Below are 14,423 nucleotides of genomic sequence, written 5' to 3' on the forward strand. Positions count from 1 at the left end.
CAGACTCACGCGTCCCCCTCCCCCGGCCCGTCGGGCCACTCGTGCACCGGTCGGTGCCCCTGCCGGTCCTGCCTGTCCTGCTGGTTCTGCCTGTCCTGCTGGTTCTGCCGGTCCTGCTGAGGCGGCGGCAGTGCCTCGGCCGTCGCCCACTGGTAGCGGAGCACCGCCTGCTCGGCGGCCCGCAGATCGCAGGGCGCGCTCCACAGCATCCGCCGCGCGGTGTCGTACCGCTCCATCAGCAGCGGATCCTCCGCCATGCCGAGCCGCGCCACCTTCGCCTTGTAGGCGTCGAGCCGTCCGCGCAGTTCCGCCCGCACGGCCAGCGGAGCCGTCACCGCGGTCAACGATTCGCGGGCCCGCAGCAGTTCCTCCTCGGCCCGCTCCTCCAAGGACTCCAGCAGCGGCGACAGCCGGTGCCACTGGGCCCGGCGCCGGTACTCGGCCGCCGCCGACAACTCCTCCTGCAACGCCGTCGGCGGGCCGCTCACCGCGGGCACCTCGGACGCCGCGATCTTCGCCAGCACCTCGCCGCGGGCCACCCGCGCCTCCGCCAGGGTCCGGTCGGCCCGCGAGAGCAGGTCCCGCAGCCCGATCAGCCGCTGCTCGGCGTCCTGCCGGACGGCCAGCACCGCCTCGACCTCCCGGCGTACGTCCTCCAGCGCGAGCGCGGCCCGGTCGTAGCGCCCGGTGTCCGGCCGGCCGCCCCCCGGCGCGGAGCTCCCGGCCACGGAGCACCAGAACGCCAGCGGGTCCTCGATCACCCGGGCCCGCAGGTCCGCCAGCTCGGCCGTGATGGCCTCCAGGTCGTCCCCCGAGGGGTGTTCCCCCGGCCGGACCCCCACCGAGTGGGCGAGGCCGCGGGTGCGGTGCAGTTCGGCGGAGAGGAGGTCGATCCGGGCGGGCAGCGCCGACCAGACGGAGTCCGCGGCGACCACCACGTCCAGGGAGCTCGCGTACAGCTCGTTCATCCGGGACACCAGCTCGGCGAGGGAGAACCGCTCCGCGAGCGGGGCCCCCTCCACGGCGGCGCCGGAGATCAGCACCCCGGGCCCGCGCAGCCGGTCCGTCAGCTCGACCAGGTCCTCGCGGCTCGGCCAGCGGCGCCGCTCGCGGATCTCCCGGGCGGCGCCCAGCGCCCCGCTGTAGGCGTCGAAGTACCGCCACAGCCGGGTGATGGCCGCGTCGGCCTCGGCCCAGCGCTCCTTGGTGAGCCCGGTCAGCCCGGCGCCCTCCAGGAGCTGTCGGCCGGAGTGGTCCTGGAGCGCGAGCAGCGAGGTCTCGACGGCCTCGTGCTCCGCGCCGAGCCGGGCCAGCGCACGGTCCACACCGTCCCGGTCCATCACCGCCGGTTGCGCTCCCCAGGGATGGGCCTCCACCGATTCCGCCTCCGGTCTCGTGACATCGGGCTCAGAATCCGCCACCGGCCTCAGTCCCGGTACTTGGGAGCGGGCGGACCGGCCACGCCGGGCAGCACGGGTTCCAGATGGTGCTTGTAGGCCGCCATCCAGGGGCTGGCGGCGCCGCCGGCGCGGTAGTCCTCCAGCACCTTGTTGACCCGGCGCACCAGGTCGCCGGCGTCCTTGTTCATCGCCACCCCGTAGAACTCCTTGGTGAACGGGGAGCCGACCAGCCTGACCGACGGGTCCTGCGCGGCCTGGCCGGCGGCGAGGGCGTTGTCGGTGATGATGCCGTCCACCTCGCCCAACTGCAGCCGGACCAGGCAGTCGAGCTGGTTGGGCACGCTGACCGGGACGGCGCCGTAGGACTGGGCCGCCAGGGCCGCCTCCGCCGTGGAACCGGCCGCCGTGCAGATGCGGCGGCCCTTCAGCGAGGCGTCGTAGCCGGTGATCGTCGAGTCCTTGGGGGCCAGCACCTGCTGTCCGGCCTCGAAGTACGCCGTCGAGAAGGCGACTTCCTCCAGCCGCTTGCAGTTGACGGTCATCGTGCGCACGACGATGTCGACGGTGCCGTCCTTGAGCGCGGGGATGCGCTGGCTGGTGGGGATGGCCCGGTAGATGACCTTGCCGTCCGTGCCGAATATGTCCTTCGCTATGGCCTGGACCAGGGCGATGTCGAAGCCGTCGAGCTCCCCGGCCGGGTTGCGGTAGCCCCATTTGAAGCTGTTCTGGTCCACGCCCGCGACGAGGTGGCCCGCGGCGCGGATCCGCTCGATGGCCGCGCCGTCCAGCCCGTCGGGGCGCAGGCTCGCCTCCGGGTTCTCACAGGTGTCCGCGGGGGCCTGCGGGGCGACGGCCATCCTGGCCGGCCCGCGCACCGGTGAGGAGGCCCCCGGGCCGCCCGGGGCCGCCTGGGCCAGCGGCAGCAGCACGGCGGCGGCCGTCAGCGCACAGGCCGCGGCCATCGCACCGACCCCGCCCCAGCCGCGCAGCCGGCCCGTCAGCCGGCCCGTCAGCCGCCGCGGGCCGCGTACGTCCGCGCCCTCGGCGGAGCCTTCCGCGGCGCCCTCGGGGGCCTCCGCCGGCCGTGCGGTGCCCGCAGCACCCCCGGAGCCCATGACCGCGCGCTTCACCCGTCCCGGCATCGCTCTCACCTGTACTCCGAAAGCCTGCGCCCGATGCCGAGCAGGGCGGCCACCGCGCCGACGACCGCGAGGGCCGCCGTACCTGTCACCAAACCGTCGAGCGCCCCGAGCCCGTCCCGCGCCGCCCGGGTGAACTCGCGCTGCTCGTGGACCACGGCCGCTTCCAGCGAGGCGTCCACCGTGTCGAAGGCGGTCCCCGTGGGCCTCGGATGGTCCTTGTCGCCGATGACCTGCCCGACGGCGCCCTGGTAGTCGCCCATCAAGTCGGTCTCCCGGGCGGCCGCGTGGAGTCCCTTCCACTGCCTCACGCCCTCCGCGGCGCGGGCCACCGGGTCGCGGCCTGCCGCGTCGTCGGCCAGCTTCGCCGCCAGCGCCAGACCCGCGTCCAGGTCCTTCATGTCGTTCGCGTAGTCCACGTCGTACTTGTCGGACTTCTTGTCCTCGGCCAGTACGGCGCCGCGCGAGACCAGGGTCAGGTTCTCGTTGGCGCGCGCCTGGAGCGAGGCGATCCGTGCGTCGTTGAGCACCTTGAGCGACTCCTGCCCGTCCGTGCGGGCCTCGCTCAGCCCCGAGCGGGCGACCGTGTGCCCCGCGGCCAGCCACAGCAGCAGCACCAGCGAGGCGGTGGTCGCCGCGACGAGCCCGTGGTTGAGGACGCGGTTCGTGCGGCGGTAGTTGCGCCGCTGGACCCAGACCAGGGCGGTGAGGGCGAGCAGACCCGCCCCGAGGGAGCCCAGGGGCAGGGCGCGGGCCTCGTCGTAGTCCGTGTAGAGCCGGCCGGTCTCCGCCTCGTAGAGCCGCTGCGCCGCGGGCAGCAGCTGGGTGCTCATCTGCTCGTTCGCGTACCGGAGGTAGGCGCCGCCGAGCGGCAGGCCCTGCTTGTTGGTGGCCCGGGCCTGCTCGATCAGACCGGCGTAGCGGGGGAGCTGCTCGCTCAGCAGGGTGATCTGCTTGCGGGAGTCCTCGCCGGCCGTGGTGCTGGCGGCCGCGTTCACCAGCAGCCGGGACGCGTTGGCTATGTCCTTCTCGTACCGGCTGCGGACCTCGCGGGGCTCTTGGCCGCCCGCGAGGAACCCGCTGGAGGAGGCGGTGTCGGCGTCCGCGAGGGAGCGGTAGATGCTCGCCGCGTCGGCGCTCAGGGGCTGGCTGCGGCCCACGACGTCGTCGGCGGCGGCGACCCGGCCGGAGATCTCCCAGACGGCCACCGCGCCGAACAGCAGGACCAGTGCGGCCAGGGCCGCCCCGATGATCCGCAGCCGGCCGGGCTCGGTGGTGGCGGCCGCGCGCAGCCGCTCCACGCCCTCGGCCCAGGCGGTGCCCCGCCGGGGCAGCCCGTCGGGCGGCGGCGCCGGCGGCCCGGAGGACGCCGGGACGACGCCGCCGGGCGCGGGCGCGCGTGATGTGATGGCCACCCTGACCTCCCCCTCGGTCCTTCGTGCTTCGCAGCAGTATGGCCTTAGTGGCGGTCCTCCACAGCACCCGGTCCGGGATCAGGCGCGATCCGCCCCGATCCGTCCCCGGTCCTGCCCCGGCCGGTCCCCCCGTCCGCTCCACCCCTTCACCGTCAGTACGCCCTGCGGGCCGTGATGGTTCCGGATCGGGCGCGGTTCATCCGAAATGGGCACGCAGCTTTCCGTAGGCCTCGGGGCCGGCGCCCAGGGCGTCCAGGCCCAGCAGGCCGGCGCCCAGTACCGGCTGGGCCGTCACCACCGACACCCGGGCGTGCGGCGCCCGTTCGGCCAGCAGGGCCTCCACCCGGCCGTTCAGCCGCGGGTGCCGGGCGGCGAGCACGCTGCCGCCGAGCAGGACGGGCGCCGGCGCGCCCAGCAGTCCGAGCCGCTCCAGCGCCACCGAGGCGAGGGCCACGACCTCCTCGGCCTGCCGCTCGACGAGGGCCGCTGCGACCGGATCGCCGGCCGTGGCCACCGCGAACAGCACCGGCACCAGCTCGTGCATCCGTACGGCATCGACGGCGCCCAGGTGCAGCGCCTCGATCAGCGCGTACATGGAATCCAGTCCGAAGTGCCCCGGCAGGGCCGCCGCGAGCGCGGTGGGACCGCCGCGCCCGTCCTCGGCGCGGGCCGCCCACCACATGGCCTCGGCGGCCAGTCCGCCGCCGCCGCCCCAGTCGCCGGAGATCTGTCCGAGGGCCGGGAACCGGGCGGTGCGCCCGTCGGGGAGCATGCCCACGCAGTTGATGCCCGCGCCGCACACCACCGCGACCCCGCGCGGCCCTCCGGCGTCCTCGCCGAGTCCGGCCCGCAGGATCGCGAAGGTGTCGTTGCGGACCTCGGTGTCCGTGCCCCAGCCGCGCGCGCCGACGGCCTCGGCGAGCCGGAGTTCCTCCACCGGGAGGTCCGCGTTGGCCAGACAGGCCGAGACCCGGTCGGCGTACGGGGCTCCGGCCGGGGGCACCGGCAGCCCGGCGGCCGCGGCCGCCTCGGCGACGGCCTGTCCGAGGACGTCCACCGCCTCCTCGATCCCGACGCGCGGGGGCTGGAAGCCACCCGCGCGCCCGGTGCCCAGCACGCGGCCGTCCGCGGCGATCAGCGCCACGTCCGTCTTGCTGTTGCCCGCGTCGACGGCGAGGACGGCCGCGGCCGCCGGTGGGGGAACGGGCCGGCTCACGCCCATGCCAGGTGCTCCTTGTTGTGCGCGAGGAGCCGGTCCGTCAGCCCCTCGGCCAGGTCGAACTGGCCCACCAGCGGGTGTGCCAGCAGCGCCTTGAAGACCCGCTCGCGGCCGCCCCGCAGAGCGGCGTCCAGCGCGAGGTCCTCGTACGCCGTGACGTGGGAGATCAGCCCCGCGTACAGCGGGTCCAGCCGGGGTACGGCCAGCGGCGACGGTCCCGTGCGGTCCACCCGTGCCTGCACCTCGATGACGGCGTCGTCCGGGAGGAACGGCAGGGTGCCGTTGTTCAGCGTGTTGACCACCTGTACGGCGCTGCCGCCGTCGCCCAGCAGGGAGGCGGCCAGGTCCACGGCGGCCTCGGAGTAGAAGGCGCCGCCCCGCTTGGCGAGCAGTTCCGGCTTCTCGTCCAGCGCGGGATCCCCGTAGAGGCCGAGCAGTTCCTTCTCCATCGCGGCGACCTCGGCGGCCCGCGAGGGCTTGGTCCCGAGCTCCCGGACCACCTCGTCGTGCGCGTAGAAGTAGCGCAGGTAGTACGAGGGAACCACCCCGAGCCGGTCCAGCACCGCGCGCGGCAGGTGCAGGTCCGCGGCGATGGCCTCGCCGTGCCGGGCGAGGAGCTGGGGCAGCAGGTTCTCGCCCTCCGGGCCGCCCTTGCGCACCCCCAGCTCCCAGGTGAGGTGGTTGAGGCCCACGTGGTCGAGGTGGATGTCGGCCGGCGCCAGGTCCAGCAGCGCGGCGAACTTGCGCTGGAAGCCGATGGCCACGTTGCACAGCCCGACCGCCTTGTGCCCGGCCTGGAGCAGGGCGCGGGTGACGATCCCGACCGGGTTGGTGAAGTCGATGATCCACGCGTCCGGGTTGGAGCGCCGGACCCGCTCGGCGATGTCGAGGACCACCGGGACCGTGCGCAGCGCCTTGGCGAGACCGCCGGCGCCGGTGGTCTCCTGGCCCACGCAGCCGCACTCCAGCGGCCAGGTCTCGTCCTGGAGCCGGGCCGCCTGCCCGCCGATGCGCAGTTGCAGCAGGACCGCGTCCGCGTCCGCGACGCCCGCGTCGAGGTCGGAGGTGGTGGTGACGAGACCCGGGTGCCCCTGCTTGGCGAAGATCCGCCGGGCCAGGCCGCCGATCAGCTCCAGCCGCTCGGCGGCCGGGTCGATCAGCACCAGCTCGCTGATGGGCAGGGTGTCGCGCAGCCGGGCGAACCCGTCGATCAGCTCGGGGGTATAGGTGGAACCGCCGCCCACCACTGCGAGTTTCATTTCGATCTCCTTGAACGCTGGTTTCGACCGGGGGCATGTAGCTGTGCCCCGGGTGCAGGTAGTTGAGGAACGCCGCTGCGTGAAGCTGTGACCTGCGCTTGTGCTGGCATCGTGAGCGTCTCTAGCGTCTGCGGTATGGGGACTTCTTCCGTGAAGCGGGCGTTCAAATACCGCTTCTATCCGACCGACGCGCAGGCGGCTTGGCCCTCGCCACACGGACAGAGGCGTGGGTGGCCCAGAAGGAGCGGGTGAGCTTCGCGCAGACGTCGGCGATGCTCACGGTGTGGAAGAAGACTGAGGAGCTCTCCTACCTGGCTGAGGTGTCCTCGGTGCCGCTCCAGCAGGCACTGAGGCACCTGCAGACTGCGTTCCTGGGGTTTTGGGGCAAGCGAGCGAAGTACCCCCGCTTCAAGTCGAAGCGGAAGTCGCGTGCTTCTGCGACGTACACACGCCGGGGGTTCCGGTACACCGACGGCCGGTTGATCCTGGCGAAGATGACTGAGTCGCTGGACGTCGTGTGGTCGCGTCCGCTGCCCGCAGGGGTGGAGCCGTCGACGGTCACGGTCTCCCACGACGGCGCCGACCGTTGGTTCGTGTCCCTGCTGTGCGAGGACAGCCCTGCCCCGATGCCCGCCACCACGAACGCGGTGGGTATCGATGCCGGGCTGACGGCCCTGGTCACTCTTTCGACCAGTGAGAAGGTTGAGAACCCGAGGCATGAACGGAGGGATCGGGAGCGCCTGGCCCGGGCGCAGCGGGCGCTGTCGCGGAAGGAGAAGGGCAGCAACAACCGGGCCAAAGCCCGTACTCGGGTGGCGAGGGTCCATGCGCGGATCGGGGACCAACGCCGGGACCACCTGCACAAGCTGACGACTCGACTCGTGCGCGAAAACCAAACGCTCGTGATTGAGGACCTCACCGTCCGAAACATGGTCAAGAACCACAGGCTCGCCCGCGCGATCTCGGATGCCGCGTGGCGTGAGCTGCGGAGCATGCTGGAGTACAAGGCGGCCTGGTACGGGCGCGAGCTGATCACCGTGGACCGATGGTTCCCCAGCACGCACCTGTGCTCGGCCTGCGGAGCGCTTGCTGGCAAGATGCCCCTGAACGTCCGGGAGTGGACGTGCGACACCTGCGGGACGACCCACGACCGGGACGGCAACGCAGCGATCAATCTTCTGGCCGCCGGGCTGGCGGTTGCTGCCTGTGGAGCGGGTGTAAGACCTCATCGGGAGTCCTCCTCTCGGTTGGGGCGGTCCGTGGTGAAGCAGGAAACCCCACCCGTGAGGGTGGGAATCTCCTAAAGGGAGGATGAAGTCAATCCGGTCAGGGTGACGCCTTCGACGAACGCCTTCTGGGCGAAGAAGAAGAGGACGATCACCGGGGCCATGACCAGCACGGTTGCCGCCATGGTGAGGTTCCAGTTGGTGTGGTGGGCGCCCTTGAAGGACTCCAGTCCGTAACTGAGCGTCCAGGCCGCCGGGTTGTCGGAGGCGTAGATCTGCGGGCCGAAGTAGTCGTTCCAGGCGGCGAAGAACTGGAACAGTGCGACCGCCGCGATGCCGGGCTTGGCCATCGGCAGGACCACCCGCAGCAGGGTGCGCAGTTCGCCGCAGCCGTCGACCTTCGCCGCGTCCAGGTACTCGTCGGGGATGGTCAGCAGGAACTGGCGCAGCAGGAAGATGGAGAAGGCGTCGCCGAAGGCCATCGGGATGATCAGCGGCCACAGGGTGCCGGACAGGTCCAGCTGCTTGGCCCAGAAGAGGTACATCGGGATGACGACCACCTGGGGCGGCAGCATCATCATGGCGATCACGAGCAGCAGCGACAGCCGCCGGCCGCGGAAGCGGAACTTGGCGAGCGCGTAGGCGACGGGCACCGAGGAGACCACGGTCAGCAGGGTGCCGAGGCCCGCGTACAGCAGGGTGTTGCGCCACCAGGTCAGGAAGCCGGGGGTGTCCCACACCTTCGCGTAGTTGCCCCAGTCCCAGCTGCGCGGCCACAGGTCGCGGGTCAGTGCCTGCTGGTCGCTCATCACCGAGGTCAGGAAGAGGAACACGAAGGGGAGGACGAAGAACAGTGCCGCGGCGACGCCGAGGGAGTGCACGGCCACCCAGTGCAGGGCGGCCCGGCGGCGCGCGGTGCGCACCGCGTGGGCGGAGCCCGGGGCGGGGGAGGCGGCCGGACGGGGGGTCCGGCGCGGGCCGCGGGTCAGGGTCTGGCTCATGTTCCTCAGTCACCTGCCTGGATCAGGCCGCCGCGCCGACGCATCAGCAGTGCGGTGAAGGCCATGGAGAGGGCGAACAGGACCAGGGCGACCACGCAGGCGGTGCCGTAGTCGAAGCGCTGGAAGCCGACGTTGTAGATGACCTGGGGCAGGGTCAGCGTGGACTTGTCGGGGTACCCGGGCTCGAACTGCTGGCCCGAGCCGCCCATCACGCCGGACGCCACCTTCCCCGCCACCAGGGGCTGCGTGTAGTACTGCATCGCCTGGATGACCCCGGTGACCACCGCGAACAGGATGATCGGGGAGATGTTCGGCAGGGTGATGTGGCGGAACCGCGCCAGTGCCCGGGCTCCGTCCAGCTCGGCGGCCTCGTACTGCTCGCGCGGTACGTCGAGCAGCGCGGCCATGAAGATGACCATCAGGTCGCCGACCCCCCACACGGCGAGCGCGGTCAGCGCCGGCTTGGACCAGGCGGGGTCCGTGAACCAGCCGGGCGTGGGCAGCCCGACCGCGTCCAGCAGGGTGTTCACCGGGCCGGTGCCCGGGTTGAGCAGGAAGACGAAGGCGAGGGTCGCCGCCACCGGAGGGGCCAGGTAGGGCAGGTAGAACAGGGTGCGGAAGACCCCCGTACCCAGCTTGATCTTGGTGATGAGCAGGCCGATGCCGAGCCCGAAGGCGACCCGGCAGGCGACCATGACCAGGACCAGCCACAGGGTGTTGCGCATGGCCGGCCAGAACATCGGCAGGTCGGAGAAGACGTAGGTCCAGTTGTCCAGCCCGTTGAAGACGGGCGGGCGGAAGCCGTCGTACTTGGTGAAGGAGAAGTAGACGGTGGAGACCAGCGGGTAGGCGAAGAAGACGCCGAACCCGATCAGCCAGGGCGACATGAAGGCCGCCGTGCGCAGCGCGGCCTTGCGGCGCCTGGTGTGCAGGACGGGGGAGAGGGTGCCGGCCATCGGGCTACTTGGCCTTCGCGATGTCCGTGTCGACCTGCTGGTCGGTCTTGGCGAGACCGGCCGCGATGTCCGTGACCTCGCCCTTCTCGACCGCGTACGCGAAGTCCGTGAAGGTCAGCTGGTAGGTGCCGCCGTCCACCTGCGCCGGGGTGGTGGTCGACTTCGGGTGCTTGGCGATGTCGATGAACGTCTTGAACTCCGGGGTCACCTGGAGCTTCGGCGAATTCAGGGCGGCCAGGGTGGAGGGCACGTTGTGGATGGCGTTGGCGAACTCCACGACCGCCTCGGTGTCGGTGGTCATGTACTTCGTCAGTTCCCAGGCGGCGTTCTGCTTCTTGCTGCCCGAGGCGATGCCGATGATCGTGCCGGCGAGGTAGCCCTTGCCGTACTCGGCGATCCGGTCGTCGGGGACGGGCATCGGCGCGGTCCCGATCTCGAACTTCACCCCGGCCTCCTTCGCCATGGCCGGCCGCCACTCGCCGTCGATCTGCATGGCCACCAGGCCCAGGTGGAAGGGGTGCTCGGCGCTCCACTCGTCACCGAAGGTGGTGCGGAACCTCTCCAGCTTCTCGTACCCGCCGAGCTTGCCGACCAGGTCCTTCTGCGCCGTCAGCATCTGGGCGAAGCCGGGGTCCTTGGCCAGGTTGGACTTGCCGTCGGCGTCGAAGTAGGCCGGGCTCCACATCGCGGCCAGCCGCTGGGGGGCGGTCTCGTAGCCGTGGAAGGTGGGCATGATGCCGAGCTGCTGGTACGAATCCCCCTTGGCGACCGTCAGCTTCTGCGCGGCGGCCACGAACTGGCTCCAGGTCTTGGGGGGTTCGGTGATCCCGGCGGCCTCGAAGGCGGTCTTGTTGTAGACGAGGCCGTACGCGTCGTTCAGCAGCGGCAGCGTGCACTGGTTGCCGTTGAACTGGGTGTACTCCAGGAGGGTCTTGGGGAAGACCTTCTCCTTGTCGACCCCGGACTTCTTCAGGAAGGGGTTCAGGTCCGCGAAGGCGCCGGTGTTGCAGAACTTGCCGACGCTGTCGGTGGTGAAGGAGGAGACCACGTCGGGGGCCTTGTCCCCGCCGGCGCGCAGCGCCTGGTTGATCTTGTCGTCCGTCATGTTGCCCGTGACGTTCACCTTGATGTTCGGGTGGGCCTTGGTGAACCGGGCGATGTTGTCCTCGATGGCCTTGATCTCGCTGGGGGCGGACCAGCCGTGCCAGAAGTTGAGGGTGACGTCCTTGTTCGGGTCGTCGGCGACGGTGTTGGAGGCGGAGCCCGTACAGGCGGTGGCGAGTACGGATATCGCGGCGAGGGCGGTAGCGGCGACGGTCAGGCGGCGGATTCCGGGCATGGCGGAGTCACTCTCTGCGCGGGGGGACTTCCTGGAGGGGTGGGGAGGAGCCGTGGTGCGGGGAGGCGTGCCGTGTTGCGGGGAGGTGCGGGTGGTGCGGGTGGTGCGGTTCAGCGGCGGGAGGTGTCGAAGACCTCGTCGCGGGTCGCTGCGAGGGCGCTCTCCAGCGCCCCGCGCAGCACGGGCCGTTCCCGTACCTCGCCGGTCACCAGCCGGGGCCGGGACGGGGCGAGGTCGGCGAGCTCGGCTTCGAGGAGTTCGCGCAGCGGCTCCCCGCCGGCGATGGTCAGCGCGCCGGAGAGGATCACGATCTCCGGGTCCAGTACGGCGACCAGCGAGGCGAGACCGGTGGCCAGCGCGGTGGCGTACTCCCGCAGGAGGTCCAGGTGGGCCCCCTCGGGCGCGGCGGCGGCCTGGGCCAGCAGCGCGGCCGCCGCTTCGACCATGGCCCCGGCCTCGGCCCCGTACACGGCGCCGTGCACCGAGCCGGCCCCGGCCGCGGCGGCCGGGGGTGCTTCGACGCCGAGCCGGTCCGCCATCGGGGGCAGCACCTGTACGCCGGCCAGTTCCTGGTAGCCGCCGGAGTTGACCCGGGTGACCTGGCGGACCAGCGGGTGCCCGGCGACCGGCAGGAAACCGATCTCCCCGGCGCCGCCGGTCCAGCCGCGGTGCAGCCGGCCGCCGAGCACGAGTGCGGCCCCGAGGCCCTCCTCGTTCCACAGCAGGACGAAGTCCTCGTGGCCGCGGGCGGCGCCGAGCCGCTGCTCGGCGACGGCGGCGAGGTTCACGTCGTTCTCGTACTCGACCGGCATCGGCAGGGCCGCGGCCAGCTCGTCGAGGAGCGTGGGGGACTGCCAGCCCGCCAGGTGGTCGGCGTAGCGCAGCACCCCGGTGTGGGGGTCGAAGGAGCCGGGGGTCGCGATGACCACCCGGTGGATGTCGGCGAGGTGCAGCCCGGCGTCCTTGACGGCCTCGCCGAGGGCGCGGGTGACCTGCTCGACCGGCCCGATGCCCTCCGTGTACGGGAGCTCGTGGCTGCCGATCACCTCGCCGGCCAGGTCGGCCACGGAGGCGAGGATCCGCCCCGGGGTGACGTCGAGTCCGGCGACGTGGGCGGCCCGCGCGTTGACGGCGTAGAGCTGCGCGTTGGGGCCGGGGCGGCCGGTGGCGGTGCCGGTGGCGACGACGAGCCCGGCGGCCTCCAGGCGGGCCAGCAGCTGGGAGGCGGTGGGCTTCGAGAGGCCGGTGAGATGCCCGATCCGGGTCCGGGACAGGGGACCGTGCGTCAGCAGCAGCTCTAGCGCGGCCCGGTCGTTCAGGGCGCGCAACAGGCTGGGCGTACCGGGGGTGGCGGGCATGGGGTGACTTCTCTCTCACCGGGGTGAACTGTTAGGTAAGTTTCCTATTGGTGGTCGCTCGTGTCAATGGCATTGCGTACACCACTGCCCCCGCAGGCAGGACCTACGGGGGCAGTGGTGGAGCGGTGTGAGGGGGGCGGGTGGGGCGGGCGCTACTTCGTGATGCGCGGGCCGGAGCCGGCGGCCGCGCCGCCCGCGGCCGGGTGCGGGATCTCCGCCGCGGCCAGGGACTGCGGGGAAGTCGGGTTCGCCAGCGCCGACGGCGGGGCGACGGAGGCCGAGGGGTCGGCCGGGGCCGCGTCCTCCTCGGGGGCCGGCAGGCCCCCGACGATCCCGATGCCCGCGGCGTCGAAGGCGTCCTTGATCCGCCAGCGCAGCTCGCGCTCCACGGCGAACTGCTGGCCCGGCATCGTCTTCGCCGAAATCGACACCGACATCGAGGCCAGCAGCACCTCGTCCAGACCCAGCACCTCCACCGGACCCCACAGCCGCTCGTCCCACGGGGACTCCTTGGCCAAGGTGTCGGCGATGTCCTTGATCACCGCGCGGATGCGGGAGAGGCTCTCGGTGGGCTTGACCTGCACCGAGACGCTCGCCGTGGCCCAGCCCTGGCTGAGGTTGCCGATCCGCTTGATCTCGCCGTTGCGGACGTACCAGATCTCGCCGTTGTCGCCGCGCAGCTTGGTGACGCGCAGACCCACCTCGACGACCTCGCCCGAGGCCACCCCGGCGTCGATCTTGTCACCGACGCCGTACTGGTCCTCGAGGATCATGAACACGCCGGAGAGGAAGTCCGTGACCAGGTTCCGGGCACCGAAACCGATCGCCACACCGGCCACACCGGCGCTCGCCAGCAGCGGCCCCAGGTTGATGTCGAGCGCGCCGAGCACCATCAGGGCCGCCGTGCCGAGGATCAGGAACGAGGCCACCGAACGCAGGACCGAACCGATGGCCTCGGACCGCTGCCGGCGCCGCTCCGCGTTGACCAGCAGCCCGCTCAGGGCCGTGCCCTCGACGGCGTCGGCGCCGCGGTTCATCCGGGTGATCAGCTTCGTCAGGGACTTGCGGACCACCGAGCGCAGGGCGAAGGCGATGACCAGGATCAGCAGGATCCGCAGGCCCAGGTAAAGCCATCCGGCCCAGTTCTGCTCGATGAAACTGGCCGCGTTCGTGACGCTCTCGTGGGTTTCTCTGATCGTTTCGGCCGCGTTCGGGTTGTCGGCTGCGAGCGGGAGCAGGGCGGCAGGCCTGGGCACGGCGGGAACCTCCAGATGTAGCGTCCTGCCCGCGGAAGGGGTGGGGCGGGCAGACCATCCACCCTAACGGGGCACTCGGCCTGACTCGTTGCCGTGTTCGAGGGAGAGACCAGACTCACGCGGGGATGAAGCGGTTGTGGTCGAAAACACCTCGGACCCGTTACGGGCGCGTGGTGGCGCTTCGACCAGCCGTAAGGGGAGACTGGAAAGCAGATCGTCCCGGCGCGAGCCACGCGCCGCCGGCGTTATAGGAGGCAGTCCGTGCCGCACGTCCTGGTCCTCAACGCGTCGTACGAGCCCCTCGGCGTCGTACCGCTCCGTCGCGCGCTCGTCCTCGTCCTGGAGAACAAAGCGGTCTCCCTGGAAGAATCCGGCGCCTTTCTGCACAGCGCGACAAGGGCCGTCCCCGCGCCCAGCGTGGTTCGGCTCAAGCGCTTCGTGCGGGTCCCCTACCGGGGGCCCGTTCCACTGACCCGCCGCGCGCTGTTCGCCCGGGACGGCGGCCGCTGCATGTACTGCGGGGCCGTCGCCACCAGCGTCGACCACGTCATCCCGCGCAGCCGGGGCGGGCAGCACGCCTGGGACAACGTCGTCGCCGCGTGCCGCCGCTGCAACCACGTCAAGGCCGACCGGCACCTCGTCGACCTCGGCTGGCGCCTGCGGCACCAGCCGGCTCCGCCGTCGGGGCTGGCCTGGCGGATCATCGGGACGGGGCACCGGGATCCGTGCTGGATGCCGTATCTCCAGCCGTACGGGGCGGAGGACGCGCTGGATCGCATCGGGGTCCCGGTCGCCGCCGCGGCGGTGGCTTCCTAGCCCCCTGGGCGGGGGCCCCGGCCGCGGACGCGGTACCGC

11 protein-coding genes and 1 pseudogene are annotated in these 14,423 nt (G+C 72.0%); 2 read left to right on the forward strand and 10 right to left on the reverse strand.

Annotated features, from left to right (window positions below; translation table 11 throughout):
- Window positions 1-5: 5 nt before the first annotated feature.
- From ACIQV3_RS15545 to ACIQV3_RS15565, 5 genes are all read right to left on the reverse strand, one after another.
- Window positions 6-1,340: a hypothetical protein gene (locus tag ACIQV3_RS15545; protein ID WP_403713151.1), complete on the reverse strand. Its 1,335-nt coding sequence runs from the start codon at window positions 1,338-1,340 to the stop codon at window positions 6-8.
- An 86-nt stretch (window positions 1,341-1,426) separates the two neighbouring features.
- A complete protein-coding gene (locus ACIQV3_RS15550; protein ID WP_403713152.1) occupies window positions 1,427-2,362 on the reverse strand; it encodes a glutamate ABC transporter substrate-binding protein in 936 nt (311 codons plus the stop codon).
- 185 nt (window positions 2,363-2,547) lie between these two features.
- Entirely contained in the window at window positions 2,548-3,954 is a 1,407-nt protein-coding gene (locus ACIQV3_RS15555; RefSeq protein WP_403712919.1) for a hypothetical protein, read from the reverse strand.
- Between the two features lie 196 nt (window positions 3,955-4,150).
- Complete coding sequence (locus ACIQV3_RS15560; RefSeq protein ID WP_403712920.1) at window positions 4,151-5,176, reverse strand: N-acetylglucosamine kinase; 1,026 nt, start codon at window positions 5,174-5,176, stop codon at window positions 4,151-4,153.
- Window positions 5,167-6,432: a 6-phospho-beta-glucosidase gene (locus ACIQV3_RS15565; RefSeq protein WP_403712921.1), complete on the reverse strand. Its 1,266-nt coding sequence runs from the start codon at window positions 6,430-6,432 to the stop codon at window positions 5,167-5,169. Before ACIQV3_RS15565 ends, ACIQV3_RS15560 begins: the two co-directional genes overlap by 10 nt.
- Window positions 6,433-6,567: 135 nt before the next feature.
- Here ACIQV3_RS15565 and ACIQV3_RS15570 point away from each other — a divergent pair.
- Window positions 6,568-7,736, forward strand: a pseudogene (locus ACIQV3_RS15570) (RNA-guided endonuclease InsQ/TnpB family protein).
- On the opposite strand, the gene ACIQV3_RS15575 reads toward ACIQV3_RS15570, so the two are convergent.
- The 5 genes from ACIQV3_RS15575 to ACIQV3_RS15595 all read right to left on the reverse strand — a co-directional run bounded on the left by ACIQV3_RS15575 (window position 7,733) and on the right by ACIQV3_RS15595 (window position 13,568).
- Window positions 7,733-8,659 carry a carbohydrate ABC transporter permease gene (locus ACIQV3_RS15575; protein WP_403712922.1) on the reverse strand — a complete coding sequence of 309 codons (927 nt, stop codon included), beginning with the start codon at window positions 8,657-8,659 and terminating at the stop codon, window positions 7,733-7,735. The pseudogene ACIQV3_RS15570 and the gene ACIQV3_RS15575 sit on opposite strands and share 4 nt — an antisense overlap.
- Before the next feature lie 5 nt (window positions 8,660-8,664).
- Window positions 8,665-9,615, reverse strand: a complete 951-nt coding sequence (locus ACIQV3_RS15580; protein ID WP_403712923.1) for a carbohydrate ABC transporter permease — start codon at window positions 9,613-9,615, stop codon at window positions 8,665-8,667.
- 4 nt (window positions 9,616-9,619) lie between these two features.
- Window positions 9,620-10,954 carry an ABC transporter substrate-binding protein gene (locus ACIQV3_RS15585; protein ID WP_403712924.1) on the reverse strand — a complete coding sequence of 445 codons (1,335 nt, stop codon included), beginning with the start codon at window positions 10,952-10,954 and terminating at the stop codon, window positions 9,620-9,622.
- Between the two features lie 110 nt (window positions 10,955-11,064).
- Window positions 11,065-12,312, reverse strand: a complete 1,248-nt coding sequence (locus tag ACIQV3_RS15590; RefSeq protein ID WP_403712925.1) for an ROK family transcriptional regulator — start codon at window positions 12,310-12,312, stop codon at window positions 11,065-11,067.
- Between the two features lie 152 nt (window positions 12,313-12,464).
- The gene (locus ACIQV3_RS15595; protein ID WP_403712926.1) at window positions 12,465-13,568 is read right to left on the reverse strand and encodes a mechanosensitive ion channel family protein; all 1,104 of its coding nucleotides are present in this window, start codon (window positions 13,566-13,568) and stop codon (window positions 12,465-12,467) included.
- 261 nt (window positions 13,569-13,829) lie between these two features.
- Between ACIQV3_RS15595 and ACIQV3_RS15600 the strand changes: the two genes are divergently transcribed.
- Entirely contained in the window at window positions 13,830-14,384 is a 555-nt protein-coding gene (locus ACIQV3_RS15600) for an HNH endonuclease (RefSeq protein WP_266877654.1), read from the forward strand.
- Window positions 14,385-14,423 lie beyond the last annotated feature (39 nt).

Origin of the sequence: Streptomyces sp. NPDC099050 (genome assembly GCF_044759865.1) — a bacterium.
Lineage (GTDB): Bacteria > Actinomycetota > Actinomycetes > Streptomycetales > Streptomycetaceae > Streptomyces.